This is a genomic window from Pseudomonas sp. C9-3 (assembly GCF_032392015.1).
Taxonomy (GTDB): domain Bacteria; phylum Pseudomonadota; class Gammaproteobacteria; order Pseudomonadales; family Pseudomonadaceae; genus Pseudomonas; species Pseudomonas nitroreducens.
Genome location: NZ_CP135919.1, coordinates 185,997 through 204,517 on the forward strand (window position 1 = coordinate 185,997; position 18,521 = coordinate 204,517).

Genomic DNA, 18,521 nt, shown 5'->3' on the forward strand with positions numbered 1-18,521 from the left:
GGGGAGGGTGAGCCCGCCCGGAGCGGGCGGGCTCGCGTTGGCCATCAGGCCTGTTCGGCGTACTTGGCCAGGGTGCTGTCCTGTTTCAGGACAGCCTGGGTGTTGGCGTAGACGTCCTCGGCGGTGACGTCGGACTTGTTGAAGATCTGTGCGAAATGCTCGTGGGTGACCTGGGCGAAGTGCGCACGGTCCTCGGGCTTCACGCCCAGTACCACGGCGTAGGTGGTCAGCGCTTCGCCGTCACCCTTGGCCATGTCTTCGGACAGCTCGTCCATCATGCTGCTGAGCACGATCATCGGCTTGCCGCCATAGGTCAGCGCGCCGTTGGTATGGCAGCCGTTGGTGCCGGTGGTCATGCCGAAGGTGTTGTTGCCGCTGGTGCCGTTGGTGGTGGCGGCCAGGACGTGGGTCGCAGTGCCGCGCTGGCCCTTGAACAGCATGTTGCCCCAGCCGCAGCCGTCGCTGCCGGGGGCATCGGCGAGAGCGCTCAGGGAGGCGGTGGCGAGGAGGGTACCGAGCAGAATCCTTTTCATCGTTTTTCTCTCTTTTTGAGGTCGGGGACCGTTGAACAGTCGCTGACAGCAAAACAGCGCCTGCCAGAGCTTTTCTCCAATGCCTTGCGGGTGTCAAGGCAACCGCTGCCGCAGTCAGTATGGCCGGGTCCGGCTGAAGGGCCCGGATGACTTGCTGTTGATCGGCATCAGCGGCGGAAGTCTTGGAACCGACCACACTTGAATCAGTTCCCCTTGCGAGGATGTAGTCATGGTCGATTTCGATCCGCGGCCAGCGCTGGACCAGTTGGCGGCCGAGTATTCCAAGCGTGCCGAAGCCATTCGCCGCGACCTTGGTCGCAGCCACTCGCCGGACTTCGCCGAGCAGGCCCAGCAGCGGCAGAACGACGATGTCCTGCGCGCTCTGCTGGCCGAGGCGGAGGCGGGCATGCGCCTGGTGGGCATGGCGCGCCTGCGCCTGGCCGACGGCACCTACGGCGAGTGCGCGCGCTGCGGCGAGGCCATCGAGGAGCGGCGCCTGCGTGCCCTTCCGGCCGCCGAGCACTGCCTGCGCTGCGCCGACGCAGTGGACTGAAACTGTCACCAATACTGCCTTGCCAGTGGCGCGCGGGCGGCGCGAGAATGCGGACGAATCTCCGCGGCCTCGCGCCGCTCGAAGCAAGGACCTCCAATGCCCGATTCCGTTGCTGCCGGCCTGCGCCTGGCGCCCGATGAACTGACCCGCCCCTTCACTCCCGAACAGTTTCCCTTCAAGACCACCGAAGAACTGGAGCCTTTCCTGGGCGTGCTCGGACAGGAGCGCGCGGTCGAGGCGCTGCAGTTCGGTGTGGCGATGCCGCGTCCGGGTTACAACGTGTTCGTCATGGGCGAGCCCGGTACGGGCCGCTTCTCCTTCGTGCAGCGCTACCTGAAGGCCGAGGGCAAACGCCTGCCGACTCCGGCCGACTGGGTTTACGTCAACAACTTCGACGACTCCCGCGAACCACGCGTGATCGAGCTGCCGCCGGGCAGTGCCGCCGAGTTCGGCGCCGATATCGATCACCTGATCGACAACCTGCTGTCCACCTTCCCCTCGGTGTTCGAGAACCCGGCCTACCAGCAGAAGAAGAGCGCCATCGATCGCGCCTTCAACCAGCGCTACGACAAGGCCCTGGATACCGTCGAGCGCCTGGCGCTGGAGAAGGAAGTCGCCCTGTACCGCGACAGCGCGAACATCGCATTCACCCCGATGAAGGACGGCAAGGCGCTGGATGAGGCCGAGTTCGCCCAACTGCCGGAAGAGGAGCGCGAGCGCTTCCACGCCGATATCGCCGACCTGGAAGAGCACCTCAACGAGGAGCTCTCCAGCCTGCCGCAGTGGAAGCGCGAGTCCAGCAACCAACTGCGCCAGCTCAACGAGGAAACCATCACCCTGGCGCTGCAGCCGTTGCTGGCGCCGCTGGTGGAGAAGTACAACAACAACTCCGGGGTCAGCGCCTACCTGCAGGCCATGCAGCTCAACCTGCTGAAGACCGTGGTCGACCAGCTGGTGGACTCCGAGCGTACCGACCCGCAGCGCAAGCAGAGCCTGGAAGAGCAGTACGCACCTAACCAGGCGATCGCCCACCACGCGACCGGTGGCGCACCGGTGGTGTTCGAGTCGCACCCGACCTACGACAACCTGTTCGGCCGTATCGAGTACGCCTCTGATCAGGGCGCGCTCTACACCAGCTACCGCCAGCTGCGCCCCGGTGCGCTGCACCGCGCCAACGGCGGTTTCCTGGTGCTGGAGGCAGAGAAGCTGCTCAGCGAGCCGTTCGTCTGGGATGCCCTCAAGCGCGCGCTGCAATCGCGCCAGTTGAAGATGGAGTCGCCCCTGGCCGAGCTGGGTCGCCTGACCGCCATGAGCCTGACGCCCCAGGTGATCCCCCTGCACATCAAGGTGATCATCATCGGCTCGCGGCAGATCTACTACACGCTGCAGGACCTGGATCCGGACTTCCAGGAGATGTTCCGCGTGCTGGTGGATTTCGACGAGGACATCCCGCTCGCCGAGGACAGCCTCGAACAGTTCGCCCAGTTGCTCAAGACCCGCACTTCGGAAGAAGGCCTGGCGCCGCTCACCCGTGAAGCCGTGGCGCGCCTGGCCACCTACAGTGCTCGCCTGGCCGAACACCAGGGCCGCCTTTCCGCGCGCATCGGCGATCTGTTCCAGCTGGTCAGCGAAGCGGACTTCATCCGCCAGTTGGCTGGCCAGGAAGTGACCGACCTGGGCCACATCGAGCGTGCCCTGAAAGCCAAGGAAACCCGCACTGGCCGCGTCTCCGCACGGATTCTCGACGACATTCTCGCCGGCATCATCCTGATCGACAGCGAAGGCGCTGCGGTGGGCAAGTGCAACGGCCTGACCGTGCTGGAAGTCGGCGACTCGGCCTTCGGCATGCCGGCGCGCATTTCCGCCACCGTCTATCCGGGCGGCAGCGGCATCGTCGACATCGAGCGCGAGGTCAACCTCGGCCAGCCGATTCACTCCAAGGGCGTGATGATCCTCACCGGCTACCTCGGCAGCCGCTACGCCCAGGAATTCCCGCTGGAGATTTCCGCGAGCATCGCGCTGGAGCAGTCCTACGGTTACGTGGACGGCGACAGCGCCTCGCTGGGTGAGGTCTGCACGCTGATCTCTGCCCTGTCGCGCACGCCGCTGCGCCAATGTTTCGCCATCACCGGGTCGATCAACCAGTTCGGCGAAGTGCAGGCGGTCGGCGGGGTCAACGAGAAGATCGAAGGCTTCTTCCGCCTCTGCGAGGCTCGTGGCCTGACGGGCGAACAAGGCGTGATCATCCCGCGCGCCAACGTTGCCACCCTGATGCTCGACGAGCGCGTGCTGCAGGCGGTGCGCAACGGCCAATTCCATATCTACGCCGTGCGCCAGGCCGACGAAGCGCTGAGCCTGCTGGTCGGCGAGCCGGCGGGTGCGCCGGATGCCAAGGGGCACTTCCCCAAGGGCAGCGTCAACGCCCGTGTCGTCGAACGCCTGAAGGAAATCTCCGAACTGGGCATGGACGAGGAAGAAAAGGAAAAGCCGGCCAAGGAGCCCGCCGCCAAGCCCGCCAGCAAGCCGAAGGCGCCGGTGGAGAAGGCCCCAGTAGACAAAGCTCCGGTCGACCAGGCTCCGGTGAAAAAGGAACGTGCCCGCAAGAAGAAAGACGCCGACTGAGTGCGGCCAGGGCAGGGCGCCGGTCGGGACATTCCACCGGCGCCATTTTCATGCCGTTGCCCGCAAGATAGCCGGATAAATCCGCACTTTCGCGTGTCAGAACCTGGGTGTAGTCTCAATCCCAGGACAACCGCGAGGGTGCCGCCATGCCGCGTAACCTCTGCCTTATCCGCCCCTGTCTGGGGCTGACCACGCGCATCGAGTGCGAGATCAGGCCGCTGGCCGGAGAGAATGGACTCTGGACCTTGTTGTGCGCTGCCGGCATGTCCGGTGCGCAGCCCACCGCCATCAAGGCGCAGGGCCCGTTCTGCGGGCCTTTCGTGGCCGAAGGTGTGCTGGAAGCGATCTCCGACTGCCTGGCCCAGCAGGGCTACATCGTGGCGGACGATCCCCCCATCTGGCAGTTGCACCTGCAAGGCGAATTGCGCCGCCTGAACGGCGAGCGTTCGCGCCATGTCGGCAACTTCCAGTTCCGCCCCGAAGGTTGAGGCTCCCAATGCGGAGAGAGCGATTGGGTAGTCCCTGCACGATCCGCTGGAGGCCGCGGGGCGCTAGGCCGCTGCGGTTTCATACCGTGGCCGCCCAGCTATTTATCCACAGACATATTTATCCATAGAAAGCCGGGATAACTCGCAAAAGCCTTCCGCTATACTGCGGCCGCCCTTTCCCAAGACCTTTCCTACGAGAACCATGGAACGATTCATCGAGAATTCCCTGTACGCCGCGCGCTGGCTGCTGGCGCCCATCTACATCGGCCTGTCGCTGGCTCTGCTGGCGCTGACCATCAAGTTCTTCCAGGAAATCTTCCACATCCTGCCCGGCATCTTTTCCATTGCCGAAGCTGACCTGGTGCTGGTGATCCTGTCGCTGATCGACATGGCCCTGGTCGGCGGCCTGCTGGTGATGGTGATGTTCTCCGGCTACGAAAACTTCGTGTCGCAGCTGGATATCGACGAAGGCAAGGAAAAGCTCAGCTGGCTCGGCAAGATGGACGCCAGTTCGCTGAAGAACAAGGTGGCGGCCTCCATCGTCGCGATTTCCTCGATTCACCTCCTGCGCATCTTCATGGACGCCAAGAACATCGAAGACAACAAGCTGATGTGGTACGTGATCATGCACCTCACCTTCGTCCTCTCGGCCTTCGCCATGGGCTACCTGGACAAGGCTACGCGCCACGACCACTGACGCCCTGCTGCGCCATCCACACCGCCCGGCCGTTGCAAAACGGACGGGCGGTTGCGTTTTCACCTTGCGGTGAGCGCCTGCTGGTCAAGACTTTCCGCGGGGATCAATCCGCAGGAGGTGCAGCACATGAATCTGCAGGAACTGACCAGCCGCTCCGTCGCCGGCGACATCGACGAGATCAACCTGGTGTCGCTGGAGGGTGATATCTACGTGCTGGAGGCACGCATGGGCGCGCGCTTCTATCCAGTCCAGGACGAGGCCGGGCATGTCATCAGCGTGCGCTCCGTTGCCCATGCGCGAGAAGTGCTCCGCGCGTTGCCCAATGTTCCCTTCCATCTGGTACATGCCGTGGTGCACGACGAGATGTGCGGCATGGACGATGAGCGCGACATCGGCGCGGGTGTGACCATCCCGCTGCATTAGGTTCCGGGCGCTGGGCACGTCCCGCTGCGCGAGGCTCGCGCGGTGGGGGCGGCGGTGCATCTGTGCTAGGCTGGCGGCCCTTTTTTGAACCCCCAGCGGAGCGCCGCCATGAGCGAACTCAATCTTTCCACCGACGAAGCCCGCGTCAGCTACGGTATCGGCCGTCAGCTGGGCGACCAGCTGCGCGAGAACCCGGTCCCGGGCATGACCCTCGACGCCATCCTCGCTGGCCTGTCCGACGCCTACGCCGGCGCCGAAAGCCGTGTTCCGGGCGAAGCCCTGTCCGCCAGCTTCCAGGTGATCCGCGAGCGCATGCAGGCAGAAGCCCAGGCCAAAGCCGAAGCTGCCGCCGCCGTCGGCCGCGAGTACCTGGTGGAAAACGCCAAGCGCGAAGGCATCACTGTCCTGCCGTCCGGCCTGCAGTACGAAGTGCTGGTCAGCGGCGAAGGCGCCAAGCCGTCCCGCGAAGACACCGTGCGCACCCACTACCACGGCACCCTGGTCGACGGCACCGTCTTCGACAGCTCCTACGAGCGCGGCCAGCCGGCCGAATTCCCGGTGGGCGGCGTGATTGCCGGCTGGGTCGAGGCCCTGCAACTGATGAACGCCGGCAGCAAATGGCGCCTGCACGTGCCGAGCGAGCTGGCCTACGGCGGCCAGGCAGTCGGCAGCATCCCGCCGCACAGCGTGCTGGTGTTCGACGTCGAGCTGCTGGAAATCCTCTGATCCCACGAGGGTTCACTGCGGAGTGCCATCCCTGGCCGCTCCGCAGGAAAAGGGGCGCTTCGGCGCCCCTTTGTGCATCCGCCTCCCGGGCGGCGGAGCACCGGCGACGCGTCCTGCGCCGCCGCAATCTTTACACTGCACTCGCTCCTACAGCCGTGGTTGTGGTCGACTAGCGCAGCGCGCGGGCGTAACAGAACAGGAATAGGTTGCGCACCAGTTCCTTGAGCACCAGCGGTTCGCTGGTACTGAGTTCGGACAGCTCCAGGCCGCCCTGTTCGCGCAACTCATCCAGGGCCTCTTCTTCCAGCACCGCGCAGACTTCCCCGGTGTCCCGATGCAGGATGCGCAGATAGGGGTGCGGGCGATCCAGCCAGGCGTCGATCATGTAGGTCATGGCATGTTCCTCCGTGCAGACCGTTTAATGAGAATAATTCCTATTATCTCAATAGCAAGCCTGAATTGGAAAAAATTTCGCGCCGGTGACGTTCTGTTGTTCCCGATCAACGGACAGGCAACAAAAAGCCCGCCGCGGCGAACCGGGGCGGGCCTTTGTGAAACGGCGGATCAGTGCGTGCGGGCGACCGAGAATTCCGCCAGTTCGATCAGTGCGGCTCGGTATTCGCTGTCTGGCAGCGCCTTGACGTGCTCGATGGCGCGGGCGGCATACTCGCGTGCCAGGTTGGCGGTGTAGTCCAGAGCACCGGCGGCTTCCACGGCGGCGCGGATGCCTTCCAGGTCCTGGCTGCCGCCCTGCTGGATGGCCTTGCGTACCAGCGCAGCCTGCTCCGGGGTGCCATCGCGCATGGTGGCGATCAGCGGCAGGGTGGGCTTGCCTTCGGCGAGGTCGTCGCCGACGTTCTTGCCCAGGCTGGCGGCGTCGCCGCGGTAGTCGAGCAGGTCGTCCACCAGCTGGAAGGCGATCCCCAGGGCATCACCGAACAGGCGCAGCGCCTCGGATTGCTCCGGTTGGGCGTTGGCCAGCGCGGCGGCGCTGTGTGTAGAGGCCTCGAAGAGCATCGCGGTCTTGCCGCGGATGACTTCCATGTAGGTTTCTTCGGTGGTGCTGGCGTCGCGGACCTTGGACAGCTGCAGCACTTCGCCTTCGGCGATCACGCGAGTGGCCTGGGAAATGATGCGCATCACCGGCATGGAGCCCAGTTCCACCATCATTTCGAAGGAGCGCGCATAAAGGAAGTCGCCCACCAGCACGCTCGGTGCGTTGCCCCACTGGGCGTTGGCGGTGGCGCGGCCGCGGCGCAGGCCGGAGGCGTCGACCACGTCGTCATGCAGCAGGGTGGAGGTGTGCAGGAATTCGATGGTGGCGGCCAGCAGCTTCAGGTCGTCGCCCGAATAGCCCAGTGCCTTGCCCGAGAGGAGCACCAGCAGCGGGCGCAGGCGCTTGCCGCCAGCGGAGATGATGTAGTCGCCGATCTTTTCCACCAGGGGAACGCGGGAAGTGAGTTGGCGACGGATGATGCCGTCGACGGCGGTGAAGTCGTCCGCCACCACGCGATAGAAAGCCTGGGGTTGCATTAAAGACAGCGCTCCTCGTAGATTGCGCGGCATGCTAGGTGCCGCGGGGAATACCTGTCAAGGCGAGGCCCCATGGGGCTTGATCCGCGCCGAGTGTTTGCGTAGAATCGCGGCCCCGAACTTCCCTGGCATATCCTGCCTTACGCAATTGCACGGGCGTCCTTTCCGGCCCCATGCAGCCATGCCGACCGATTCCTCTTTCTATAAAGCGTCGGGTGAGCAGGTCTAACGGAGACATCCAGATGTACGCAGTAATTGTTACTGGTGGCAAGCAATACAAAGTCACCGAAGGCGAATTCCTCAAGGTCGAAAAACTCGACGTCGCCACCGGCGAAGCGATCAACCTGGATCGCATCCTGCTGGTTGCCAATGGCGATGACGTCAAGATCGGCCTGCCGGTGGTAGAAGGCGCGAAAGTGACTGCCGAAGTGGTTTCCCACGGCCGTCACGACAAAGTGCGCATCATCAAGTTCCGCCGCCGCAAGCACCACATGAAGCGTCAGGGCCACCGCCAGTGGTTCACTGAAATCAAGATCACCGGCATCCAGGCCTAATTCCTCTTCAGGAGAATTGACTCATGGCACACAAAAAAGCTGGCGGTAGTACCCGCAACGGCCGCGACTCAGAAAGCAAACGCCTTGGCGTGAAGCTGTTCGGTAGCCAGGCTGTCAAAGCAGGCAACATCATCGTGCGTCAGCGCGGCACCCAGTTCCACGCTGGCTACGGCGTTGGCATGGGCAAGGATCACACTCTGTTCGCTAAAGTCGACGGCGTGATCAAGTTCGAAGTGAAAGGCGCCTTTGGCCGTCGCTATGTAAGCGTCGTCGCTGCCTAAGCGAGCTCTCACTGAAAAAGCCCTGTCTCGCGACGGGGCTTTTTTGTTTCTGGCGTTTCCAGGCGAGGTGCTGTCGGTTCGGGCGTTTGCGCGGACTTGGCTGTATCCTATGCTCCTTTTCTTATTTTCAACCCGCCGCCAGGCGGGAGGCGTTCGCAATGAAATTCGTCGACGAAGTATCCATCCACGTGAAAGCCGGTGACGGCGGCAACGGCCTCATGAGCTTCCGCCGCGAGAAGTTCATCGAGAAAGGCGGTCCCAACGGCGGTGACGGTGGTGACGGCGGCTCGGTGTTCCTCGAGGCCGACGAGAACCTGAATACCCTGGTGGACTACCGCTACACCCGTCGCTTCGACGCCCAGCGTGGCGAGAACGGCGGCAGCAAGGACTGCACCGGGGCCAAGGGTGACGATCTCGTCCTGCCCGTGCCGGTCGGTACCACCATCATCGATGCCAATACCCAGGAAATCATTGGTGACCTGACCGTTGCCGGTCAGCGCATCATGGTGGCTCAGGGTGGTTGGCACGGCCTGGGTAATACCCGTTTCAAGTCCAGCACCAACCGCGCGCCGCGCCAGACCACTCCAGGCAAGCCTGGGGATGCGCGTGATCTCAAGCTGGAGCTGAAGGTGCTGGCGGACGTTGGTCTGCTCGGCCTGCCGAACGCTGGCAAGAGCACCTTCATTCGGGCGGTGTCCGCTGCCAAGCCGAAGGTTGCCGACTACCCCTTCACCACCCTGGTGCCGAACCTGGGCGTGGTCAGCGTCGGTCGCTTCAAGAGCTTCGTGGTCGCCGACATTCCCGGCCTGATCGAAGGTGCCGCTGAAGGCGCCGGCCTGGGTATCCGTTTCCTCAAGCACCTAGCGCGTACCCGCCTGCTGCTGCACATCGTCGACATGGCGCCGCTGGATGAAAGCGACCCGGCCGATGCCGCGGAAACCATTGTCCATGAGCTGGAGAAGTTCAGCCCGGCGCTGACCGAGCGCGACCGCTGGCTGGTACTGAACAAGATGGACCAGATCCTCGAGCCCGAGGAGCAGGAGCGTCGCAAGCAGGCCGTGGTCGAGCGACTGGGCTGGGAAGGTCCGGTCTACGTGATCTCTGCGCTGGAGCGCGAGGGCACTGAGAAGCTGAGCCAGGACATCATGAAGTACCTCGACGAGCGTACCTTGCGCATCGAGGAGGAGCCGGCCTTCGGTGAAGCCCTGGCGGCGCTGGATCAGCGCATCGAGGACGAGGCTCGCGCCCGTCTGCAGGCGCTGGACGATGCCCGTGCCCTGCGCCGCGCCGGCCTGAAGAATGCCGACGATGTGGATGACGATGATTTCGAGGATGACGAAGACGACGGCGATGGGCCGGAAATCTTCTACGTGCCTTGATCGGAGCGGCGCCCGCCGGTCCGGATGAAACGTGTGAAGCCTGACTTCTAAGGTTGAGGGTATGCGTGAGAAGGTCACTGGCGCCAAGCGCTGGGTAGTCAAGATTGGCAGTGCGTTGCTGACCGCTGATGGTCGCGGTCTGGATCGCGACGCCATGGCGGTATGGGTCGAGCAGATGGTCGCGCTGCATTGCGCGGGCGTCGAGCTGGTGCTGGTGTCCTCGGGCGCCGTCGCAGCGGGCATGAGTCGCCTGGGTTGGGTTTCCCGACCTAGTGACATGCATGAGCTGCAGGCTGCCGCTGCCGTGGGGCAGATGGGGCTGGTGCAGGCCTGGGAGTCCAGCTTTGCTGTGCATGGCCTGCAGACCGCACAAGTGTTGCTGACCCACGATGACCTGTCCGACCGCAAGCGCTACCTGAACGGGCGCAATACCCTGCGCACGCTGGTCGATCTCGGCGTGATCCCGGTGATCAACGAGAACGACACCGTGGTCACCGATGAGATTCGCTTCGGCGACAACGACACGCTGGCGGCGCTGGTGGCCAATCTGGTCGAGGCTGATCTGCTGGTGATCCTCACCGATCGTGACGGTATGTTCGATGCCGACCCGCGCAATAATCCCGACGCGCAGCTGATTTTCGAAGCCCGTGCCGATGATTCGGCGCTGGATGCGGTCGCTGGCGGTACTGGTGGTGCGCTGGGTCGTGGTGGCATGCAGACCAAGCTGCGTGCGGCACGTCTGGCGGCGCGTTCCGGTGCGCATACCGTCATCGTTGGCGGTCGTATCGAGCGTGTGCTGGATCGTCTGCGTGTTGGTGAGCGTCTCGGCACGCTGCTGACCCCCGAGCAGAGCCGCAAGGCGGCGCGCAAGCAGTGGCTGGCCGGCCACCTGCAAATGCGCGGCACGCTGGTGCTAGATGATGGTGCGGTGAAGGCTGTCGCTCAGGATCACAAGAGTTTGCTGCCGGTCGGTGTGAAGGCCGTGCAGGGCAGTTTCCGTCGCGGTGAGATGGTCGTCTGTGTGGATCAGCAGGGGCGCGAAATCGCTCGCGGACTGGCGAACTACAGCGCACTCGAGGCGCAGAAGATCATTGGCCAGCCGACCGATGCCATCGAGGGCCTGCTGGGCTATGTTGATGGGCCGGAACTGGTGCACCGCGACAACCTGGTTCTCGTCTGAGGAGTGTGCGCATGCGCAAGGGATTGATCGCTGCACTGCTGTTGTTGCCGGCGCTGGCGCGGGCCGATGTGGTTGGCGAAGTATCCACTGTGTTCAAGTGGGTCGGGCCGAACGACAAGATTGTCGTCGAGGCCTTCGACGATCCGAAGGTGGAGGGTGTCAGTTGCTACCTGTCCCGGGCCAAGACCGGGGGTGTGAAGGGTGGGCTGGGGCTGGCGGAGGATCGCGCCGAGGCGTCGATCTCTTGTCGTCAGGTCGGGCCGATCCGCTTTGCCGGCGAACTTAAGGATGGTGAGGTGGTGTTCCAGCAGCGCACCTCGCTGGTGTTCAAGACCATGCAGGTGGTGCGTTTTTTCGACAAGAAGCGCAATGCACTGGTCTATCTGGTCTACAGCGACCGGGTGATCGAGGGCAGTCCGCAGAACGCGGTGACGGCGATTCCGATCATGCCGTGGCCTGAGAAGTAAGAAGGAAAAGGGCGGATTGACCGCCCTTTCTTTTTGCCTGCAGAAAGCCGCTCCTGTGGATAAGTGTCAGGCAGGCAAATCGCAGGCAATAAAAAACCGGCCCTGAGGCCGGTTTTTCAAGAACGGAACGCTTACGCGGTGGCCAGGGCCTTCACATGGGCGTTCAGACGGCTCTTGTGGCGAGCGGCCTTGTTCTTGTGGATGATGCCTTTGTCGGCCATGCGGTCGATGACCGGTACGGCAGCAACCAGAGCGGCCTGGGCCTTCGGCAGGTCCTTGGCGTCGACTGCTTTGACTACGTTCTTGATGTAGGTACGAACCATGGAACGCAGGCTGGCGTTGTGGCTGCGACGCTTCTCAGCCTGTTTGGCGCGTTTTTTGGCGGAAGGTGTGTTGGCCACCGTCGAGCTCCTCGAAAAAAACTTGGGATGTTGCGAATAAATTAAGGCCGCGAATAATGCCGTTGCATCAAGGCCTTGTCAAGGGTATGAGCTGCCTCCGACGAGCGGTGCGACAGGCGCACGCTCTCCGGCGGATGGGGTGATTTATTCGCCCCGCAGCCCTACACTGCTGCGCTTCGCCTGGCAGTCGAGCAATCGCTCTAGGCCAGTGCCGTGCCCGGCAGGGGCGGCCATTCTACCAGTTCTGGACGCTATGAACCTACTCAAGTCGCTGGCCGCGGTCAGCTCGATGACCATGATCTCGCGGGTGCTCGGCTTCGTGCGCGACACCATAGTCGCCCGCATGTTTGGCGCCGGCATGGCCACCGACGCTTTCTTCGTCGCCTTCAAGCTGCCCAACCTGCTGCGCCGGATCTTCGCCGAGGGCGCGTTCTCCCAGGCGTTCGTGCCGATCCTGGCGGAGTACAAAACCCAGCAGGGCGAGGAGGCGACGCGCACCTTCATTGCCTATGTGTCCGGCTTGCTGACCCTGATCCTGGCGGTCGTCACGGCGTTGGGCATCCTTGCCGCGCCCTGGGTGATCTGGGTGACGGCGCCCGGTTTCGTCGACTCGCCGGAGAAGTTCGAGCTCACCAGTTCCCTGCTGCGGGTGACCTTTCCTTATATCCTGCTGATTTCGCTGGCGTCCCTGGCAGGGGCGATCCTCAATACCTGGAACCGCTTCTCGGTGCCGGCCTTCGTGCCGACCCTGCTGAACGTCAGCATGATCCTGTTCGCGCTGTTCCTGACGCCTTACTTCGACCCGCCGATCATGGCGCTGGGCTGGGCGGTGCTGGCCGGTGGTCTTGCGCAACTGCTCTACCAACTGCCGCACCTGAAGAAGATCGGCATGCTGGTGCTGCCGCGCCTCAATCTGCGCGATTCCGGCGTGTGGCGCGTGATGAAGCAGATGGGGCCGGCGATCCTTGGCGTCTCGGTCAGTCAGATTTCGCTGATCATCAACACCATCTTCGCCTCCTTCCTGGTGGCGGGTTCGGTGTCGTGGATGTATTACGCCGACCGACTGATGGAGTTGCCGTCTGGCGTTCTCGGCGTGGCGTTGGGCACCATCCTGCTGCCGTCGCTGGCCAAGACCTACGCCAGCGATGACCGCCACGAGTATTCGCGCCTGATGGATTGGGGGCTGCGCCTGTGCTTCCTGCTGGTGCTGCCGTGCTCCCTGGCCCTGGCGGTGATCGCCGAGCCACTGACCGTCGCGCTGTTCCAGTACGGCAAATTCAGTGCCCATGACGCCCTGATGACCCAGCGCGCGCTGATCGCCTACGCGGTCGGCCTGCTCGGCATCATTCTGGTGAAGGTGCTGGCTCCGGGCTTCTACGCGCGGCAGAACATCAAGACGCCGGTGAAGATCGCGCTGTTTACTCTGGTCTCCACCCAGCTGATGAACCTGGTGTTCATCGGCTCGCTCAAGCATGCGGGTCTGGCACTGGCGATCAGCCTCGCGGCCTGCCTGAACGCCGGCCTGCTGTTCTGGCAACTGCGCAAACAGCAACTGTTCGAGCCGCAGGCCGGCTGGGGCAAGTTCATCGCCAAATTAGTCGTAGCTGTACTGGTGATGTGCGCCGTGCTGATCGGCATGATGCACTTCATGCCAGCCTGGGATCAGGGCGGCATGCCGATTCGCCTGGTGCGCCTGGGCGTGCTGGTGGTGGCCGGTGTGGTCGCCTATTTCGGTATGCTGGCGCTCCTGGGCTTCCGCCTGCGGGACTTCTCCCGCCGGGCGGTGCTGTAGCCTTCGCCGGGTAAAGCATTGCATCCGTTTGCGGCGACGGCATTTTGCCTGTCGCGCCGCGGCGGGTGCGGGTATAATCGACCACTTTCTGAGCAATACGCGCGCTATGCAGCTGCTTCGAGGCCTTCACAACCTGCGGCCCCTGTCCGGGGGCTGTGTCGCCACCATCGGTAACTTCGACGGCGTCCATCTTGGTCACCAGGCGATCCTGGGGCGTCTGCGCGAGCGTTCGCTGGAGCTGGGCGTACCCAGCTGCGTGGTGATCTTCGAGCCGCAGCCGCGCGAATATTTCGCGCCCGATGCCGCGCCGGTGCGCCTGAGCCGCCTGCGCGAGAAGCTCGAATTGCTGCGTCAGTACGGCGTCGATTTCGTGCTCTGCCTGGCCTTCAACCGCCGCCTGCGCGAGCTGTCGGCCGCCGAGTTCGTCCGCCAGGTTCTGGTGGAAGGCCTGCGGGTCCTCCATCTGGAAGTGGGCGATGATTTCCGCTTCGGCTGTGACCGCTCCGGCGACTTCGCCTTCCTGGTCAATGCCAGTGCGGAGCAGGGCTTTACCGTCGAAGCCGCGACCACGGTGGAAGTCGACGGCATGCGCGTCAGTAGCTCGCGTATCCGCAAAGACCTGGCCGACGGTGACCTGCACATGGTCGAACGCCTGCTGGGTCGCCCGTATCGCCTGAGCGGCCGCGTGCTGCACGGGCAGAAGCTGGGGCGCACCCTGGGTTCGCCCACTGCGAACATCCAGCTCAAGCGCCGCAAGGCGCCGCTCAATGGCGTCTACCTGGTCAGCACTCTCGTGGCTGGCCAGCGTCGCAACGGGGTTGCCAACATCGGCACCCGGCCGTCCGTGAATGGCGACGGTCGGCCCCATCTGGAAGTGCATCTGCTGGATTTCGCCGGCGATCTGTACGGCCAGCACCTGGATATCACGTTCCACCAGAAGCTGCGCAATGAGCAGCGTTTTGCCTCGCTTGAGGCACTCAAGGCGGCCATCCTCGCCGACATCGCCGCCGCCCGGGCCTACTGGCTGGGCCAACCGCTTGATTGAAGATCCTGAACAGGCCCTGAGATGACCGATTACAAAGCCACTCTGAACCTTCCCGAAACCGACTTCCCGATGAAAGCCGGCCTGCCGCAGCGCGAGCCGCAAACCCTGAAGCTCTGGAACGACATTGGCCTGTACCAGAAGCTGCGGAAGATTGGCGAAGGTCGCCCGAAATTCATCCTGCACGATGGCCCGCCCTACGCCAACGGCAGCATCCATATCGGTCACGCGGTCAACAAGATCCTCAAGGACATCATCGTCCGCTCCAAGACCCTGGCCGGCTACGACGCCCCTTATGTGCCGGGCTGGGACTGCCACGGCCTGCCGATCGAGCACAAGGTCGAGACCACCCACGGCAAGAACCTGCCGGCGGACAAGACCCGCGAGCTGTGCCGCGAATATGCTGCCGAGCAGATCGAAGGGCAGAAGGCCGACTTCATCCGCCTGGGTGTGCTGGGTGACTGGGACAATCCCTACAAGACCATGAACTTCTCCAACGAGGCCGGCGAAATCCGCGCGCTCGCCGAGATGGTCAAGCAGGGCTTCGTGTTCAAGGGCCTGAAGCCGGTGAACTGGTGCTTCGACTGCGGCTCCGCCCTGGCTGAAGCCGAGGTTGAATACGCCGACAAGAAGTCCGACGCCATCGACGTCGCCTTCCCGGTGGAAGACGAAGGCAAACTGGCCGCCGCTTTTGGTCTGGCCAGCCTGTCCAAGCCGGCCGCCATCGTCATCTGGACCACCACCCCCTGGACCATCCCGGCCAACCAGGCGCTGAACGTCCACCCCGAATTCACCTACGCGCTGGTCGATACCGGCGAGCGCCTGCTGGTGCTGGCCGAAGAGCTGGTCGAATCCTGCCTGCAGCGTTATGGCCTGGAAGGCAAGGTCATCGCCACCGCACAAGGCGAAGCGCTGGACCTGATCCGCTTCCGTCATCCGTTCTACGAGCGCCTCTCGCCGGTCTACCTGGCCGAGTACGTCGAACTGGGCGCCGGTACCGGCGTGGTTCACTCCGCGCCGGCCTACGGTGAGGACGACTTCCGTACCTGCAAGCAGTACGGCATGGTCAACGACGACATCCTCAGCCCGGTGCAGAGCAACGGCGTGTACGTCGCCGACCTGCCGTTCTTCGGCGGCCAGTTCATCTGGAAGGCCAACCCGAATATCGTCGCCAAGCTCGACGAAGTTGGCGCGCTGCTCAAGCACGCGGCCATCAACCACAGCTACATGCACTGCTGGCGCCACAAGACCCCGCTGATCTACCGCGCCACCGCACAGTGGTTCGTTGGCATGGACAAGCAGCCGCAGACCGGCGCCACCCTGCGCGAGCGCGCGCTGGAAGCTATCACCGAGACCGAGTTCGTGCCCAACTGGGGTCAGGCGCGCCTGCACGGCATGATCGCCGGCCGTCCGGACTGGTGCATCTCGCGTCAGCGCAACTGGGGCGTACCGATCCCGTTCTTCCTGCACAAGGCCACCGGCGAGCTGCACCCACGCACCGTCGAGCTGATGGAAGAAGTTGCCCTGCGCGTCGAGAAAGAAGGCATCGAAGCCTGGTTCAAGCTCGACGCCGCCGAACTGCTGGGCGACGAAGCCGCGCAGTACGACAAGATCAACGACACCCTGGACGTCTGGTTCGACTCCGGCACCACCCACTGGCACGTGCTGCGCGGCTCCCACGCCGAGCTGGGCCACGCCAGCGGCCCGGCCGCCGACCTCTACCTGGAAGGCTCCGACCAGCACCGCGGCTGGTTCCATTCCTCGCTGCTGACCGGCTGCGCCATCGACGGCCACGCGCCGTACCGCCAGTTGCTGACCCACGGCTTCACCGTGGACGAGTCCGGCCGCAAGATGTCCAAGTCTCTGGGCAACACCGTGGTGCCGCAGACCGTGATCGACAGCATGGGCGCCGACATCCTGCGCCTGTGGGTCGCGTCTACCGATTATTCCGGCGAGATCGCCGTTTCGCAGACCATCCTGCAGCGCAGCGCCGACGCCTACCGTCGTATCCGCAATACCACGCGCTTCCTGCTGTCCAACCTGTCCGGCTTCGACCCGGCCAAGGACCTGCTGCCCAATGACCAGCTGCTGGCCCTGGACCGCTGGGCCATCGACCGCGCGCTGCAGCTGCAACGCGAGCTGGAAGAGGCCTACCGCGACTACCGCTTCTGGAACGTCTACTCCAAGGTGCACAACTTCTGCGTGCAGGAGCTGGGCGGCTTCTACCTGGACATCATCAAGGACCGCCAGTACACCACCCAGGCGAACAGCGTTGCCCGCCGTTCCTGCCAGACCGCGCTGTTCCACATCGCCGAGGCCCTGGTGCGCTGGATCGCGCCGATCATGGCCTTCACCGCCGAGGAAATCTGGAGCTTCATGCCGGGCGAGCGCGCCGAGTCGGTGATGCTGACCACCTGGTACGACGGCCTTTCGGAACTGCCGGCCGACGCCGAACTGGATCGCGCCTACTGGGACGAGGTCATGGCTGCCAAGGCCGCCGTGAACAAGGAACTGGAGAACCTGCGCAGCGCCAAGACCATTGGTGGCAACCTGCAGGCCGAGATCACCCTCTACGCTGAAGACTCCCTGGCCAAGCGCCTGGAGAAACTGGGCAACGAGCTGCGCTTCGTGCTGATCACTTCCGCTGCCACCGTCGCGCCGCTGTCCGCAGCGCCCGCCGATGCGGTAGCGAGTGAACTGCCGGGCCTGAAACTGCAGGTCGTTAAGTCGTCCCACGCCAAGTGCGGCCGTTGCTGGCACTTCCGCGCGGACGTCGGCAGCAATGCCGCGCACCCGGAACTGTGCGGCCGCTGCGTCGAGAACATCGAAGGTGCCGGCGAGGTTCGTCACTATGCCTAACGCCGATCGCTTCGGTCGCCTGCCCTGGCTGTGGATTACCGTGCTGGTGTTCGTCCTGGACCAGATCACCAAGGCCTTCTTCCAGGCTGAACTGACCATGTACCAGCAGATTGTGGTCATCCCGGACCTGTTCAGCTGGACCCTGGCCTACAACACCGGCGCCGCGTTCAGCTTCCTGGCCGATAGCTCCGGCTGGCAGCGTTGGCTGTTTGCCCTGATCGCCATCGTGGTCAGCGTCGTGCTGGTGGTCTGGCTCAAACGCCTCAAGCGCGGCGAGACCTGGCTGGCCATCGCCCTGGCCCTTGTGCTGGGCGGCGCGCTCGGCAACCTGTACGACCGCATGGTCCTGGGCCACGTGGTGGACTTTATCCTCGTCCACTGGCAGGACCGCTGGCGCTTCCCTGCCTTCAACCTGGCCGACAGCGCCATCACCGTCGGCGCCATCATGCTGGCGCTGGATATGTTCAAATCGAAAAATTCCGGAGAGACCGCCAATGGTTGATGTCCGTATTGGTGGTGATTCCCAGGTCACCCTGCATTTCGCCCTGAAGCTCGAAGACGGCAACGTCGTCGACAGCACCTTCGACAAGCAGCCGGCTACCTTCAAGGTCGGTGACGGCAACCTGCTGCCGGGCTTCGAGCAGGCGCTGTTCGGCCTCAAGGCCGGCGACAAGCGTACCCTGACCATCGAACCGGAAGCGGGCTTCGGCCAGCCAAACCCGGCCAATGTGCAGGTGATGCCGCGCGACCAGTTCCAGGACATGGAGCTGGCCGAGGGCCTGCTGGTGATCTTCAACGATGCCGCCAAGACCGAGCTGCCGGGCATCGTCAAGGAATTCGACGATCAGCATGTCACCATCGACTTCAACCATCCGCTGGCCGGCAAAACACTGGCCTTCGAAGTCGATATCATCGATGTACAGCCAGCCTGAATGAGCGGGCGGCCCGCATTCAGCGGGCCGTTTCGCGCCAGGCGAAGTATTCCTACCGG

The 18,521-nt window shown here is 63.9% G+C and carries 20 protein-coding genes; 16 read left to right on the forward strand and 4 right to left on the reverse strand.

What is annotated here, in order from left to right:
• Nucleotides 1-44: 44 nt before the first annotated feature.
• Complete coding sequence (locus RS899_RS00855; protein WP_038803701.1) at nt 45-533, reverse strand: DUF3015 domain-containing protein; 489 nt, start codon at nt 531-533, stop codon at nt 45-47.
• A gap of 229 nt (nt 534-762) precedes the next feature.
• Here RS899_RS00855 and RS899_RS00860 point away from each other — a divergent pair, with 229 nt between their 5' ends.
• From RS899_RS00860 to RS899_RS00885, 6 genes are all read left to right on the forward strand, one after another.
• Nucleotides 763-1,086 carry a TraR/DksA family transcriptional regulator gene (locus tag RS899_RS00860; RefSeq protein WP_024763072.1) on the forward strand — a complete coding sequence of 108 codons (324 nt, stop codon included), beginning with the start codon at nt 763-765 and terminating at the stop codon, nt 1,084-1,086.
• 96 nt (nt 1,087-1,182) lie between these two features.
• Nucleotides 1,183-3,708, forward strand: a complete 2,526-nt coding sequence (locus tag RS899_RS00865) for a Lon protease family protein (RefSeq protein ID WP_054909921.1) — start codon at nt 1,183-1,185, stop codon at nt 3,706-3,708.
• 146 nt (nt 3,709-3,854) lie between these two features.
• Nucleotides 3,855-4,196, forward strand: coding sequence for a hypothetical protein (locus tag RS899_RS00870; protein WP_024763074.1), 342 nt, complete (start codon nt 3,855-3,857; stop codon nt 4,194-4,196).
• 202 nt (nt 4,197-4,398) lie between these two features.
• Nucleotides 4,399-4,893, forward strand: coding sequence for a TIGR00645 family protein (locus RS899_RS00875; RefSeq protein ID WP_054909923.1), 495 nt, complete (start codon nt 4,399-4,401; stop codon nt 4,891-4,893).
• A 126-nt stretch (nt 4,894-5,019) separates the two neighbouring features.
• Nucleotides 5,020-5,316 (forward strand): DUF6482 family protein, encoded by a 297-nt coding sequence (locus RS899_RS00880; protein WP_037014909.1) that lies wholly within the window; start codon nt 5,020-5,022, stop codon nt 5,314-5,316.
• Nucleotides 5,317-5,424: 108 nt separating this feature from the next.
• Nucleotides 5,425-6,042: an FKBP-type peptidyl-prolyl cis-trans isomerase gene (locus tag RS899_RS00885; protein ID WP_054909924.1), complete on the forward strand. Its 618-nt coding sequence runs from the start codon at nt 5,425-5,427 to the stop codon at nt 6,040-6,042.
• Nucleotides 6,043-6,211: 169 nt separating this feature from the next.
• On the opposite strand, the gene RS899_RS00890 is transcribed toward RS899_RS00885, so the two are convergent.
• Together RS899_RS00890 and RS899_RS00895 are read right to left on the reverse strand one after the other, a co-directional pair.
• Nucleotides 6,212-6,436 (reverse strand): hypothetical protein, encoded by a 225-nt coding sequence (locus tag RS899_RS00890; protein WP_024763077.1) that lies wholly within the window; start codon nt 6,434-6,436, stop codon nt 6,212-6,214.
• Nucleotides 6,437-6,606: 170 nt separating this feature from the next.
• The gene (locus tag RS899_RS00895; protein WP_315808864.1) at nt 6,607-7,575 is read right to left on the reverse strand and encodes a polyprenyl synthetase family protein; all 969 of its coding nucleotides are present in this window, start codon (nt 7,573-7,575) and stop codon (nt 6,607-6,609) included.
• 242 nt (nt 7,576-7,817) lie between these two features.
• Between RS899_RS00895 and rplU the strand changes: the two genes are divergently transcribed.
• The 5 genes from rplU to RS899_RS00920 all read left to right on the forward strand — a co-directional run bounded on the left by rplU (nt 7,818) and on the right by RS899_RS00920 (nt 11,436).
• A complete protein-coding gene (gene rplU, locus RS899_RS00900) occupies nt 7,818-8,129 on the forward strand; it encodes a 50S ribosomal protein L21 (protein WP_015475683.1) in 312 nt (103 codons plus the stop codon).
• A gap of 23 nt (nt 8,130-8,152) precedes the next feature.
• Entirely contained in the window at nt 8,153-8,410 is a 258-nt protein-coding gene (gene rpmA / locus RS899_RS00905; RefSeq protein WP_017521622.1) for a 50S ribosomal protein L27, read from the forward strand.
• A 158-nt stretch (nt 8,411-8,568) separates the two neighbouring features.
• On the forward strand, nt 8,569-9,789 hold the full coding sequence (cgtA, locus tag RS899_RS00910) for an Obg family GTPase CgtA (RefSeq protein ID WP_054909926.1): 1,221 nt from the start codon (nt 8,569-8,571) through the stop codon (nt 9,787-9,789).
• Nucleotides 9,790-9,850: 61 nt separating this feature from the next.
• Nucleotides 9,851-10,969 (forward strand): glutamate 5-kinase, encoded by a 1,119-nt coding sequence (proB, locus tag RS899_RS00915; protein WP_233300024.1) that lies wholly within the window; start codon nt 9,851-9,853, stop codon nt 10,967-10,969.
• Between the two features lie 11 nt (nt 10,970-10,980).
• Nucleotides 10,981-11,436: a CreA family protein gene (locus RS899_RS00920; RefSeq protein WP_226045986.1), complete on the forward strand. Its 456-nt coding sequence runs from the start codon at nt 10,981-10,983 to the stop codon at nt 11,434-11,436.
• Between the two features lie 131 nt (nt 11,437-11,567).
• Here the strand turns inward: RS899_RS00920 and rpsT are convergent, their stop codons facing one another.
• Nucleotides 11,568-11,837, reverse strand: coding sequence for a 30S ribosomal protein S20 (gene rpsT, locus RS899_RS00925; RefSeq protein WP_009617555.1), 270 nt, complete (start codon nt 11,835-11,837; stop codon nt 11,568-11,570).
• Between the two features lie 253 nt (nt 11,838-12,090).
• On the opposite strand from rpsT, the gene murJ reads away from it, so the two are divergent.
• The 5 genes from murJ to fkpB all read left to right on the forward strand — a co-directional run bounded on the left by murJ (nt 12,091) and on the right by fkpB (nt 18,462).
• Nucleotides 12,091-13,629, forward strand: a complete 1,539-nt coding sequence (murJ, locus tag RS899_RS00930; protein ID WP_315808865.1) for a murein biosynthesis integral membrane protein MurJ — start codon at nt 12,091-12,093, stop codon at nt 13,627-13,629.
• Nucleotides 13,630-13,735: 106 nt separating this feature from the next.
• Nucleotides 13,736-14,674: a bifunctional riboflavin kinase/FAD synthetase gene (gene ribF / locus RS899_RS00935; protein WP_315808866.1), complete on the forward strand. Its 939-nt coding sequence runs from the start codon at nt 13,736-13,738 to the stop codon at nt 14,672-14,674.
• Nucleotides 14,675-14,695: 21 nt separating this feature from the next.
• Nucleotides 14,696-17,530 (forward strand): isoleucine--tRNA ligase, encoded by a 2,835-nt coding sequence (gene ileS, locus RS899_RS00940; protein WP_315808867.1) that lies wholly within the window; start codon nt 14,696-14,698, stop codon nt 17,528-17,530.
• Nucleotides 17,523-18,032 (forward strand): signal peptidase II, encoded by a 510-nt coding sequence (gene lspA / locus RS899_RS00945; RefSeq protein ID WP_315808868.1) that lies wholly within the window; start codon nt 17,523-17,525, stop codon nt 18,030-18,032. The genes ileS and lspA overlap by 8 nt, the downstream gene beginning before the upstream one ends.
• A complete protein-coding gene (gene fkpB / locus RS899_RS00950; RefSeq protein WP_315808869.1) occupies nt 18,025-18,462 on the forward strand; it encodes an FKBP-type peptidyl-prolyl cis-trans isomerase in 438 nt (145 codons plus the stop codon). The genes lspA and fkpB overlap by 8 nt, the downstream gene beginning before the upstream one ends.
• Nucleotides 18,463-18,521 lie beyond the last annotated feature (59 nt).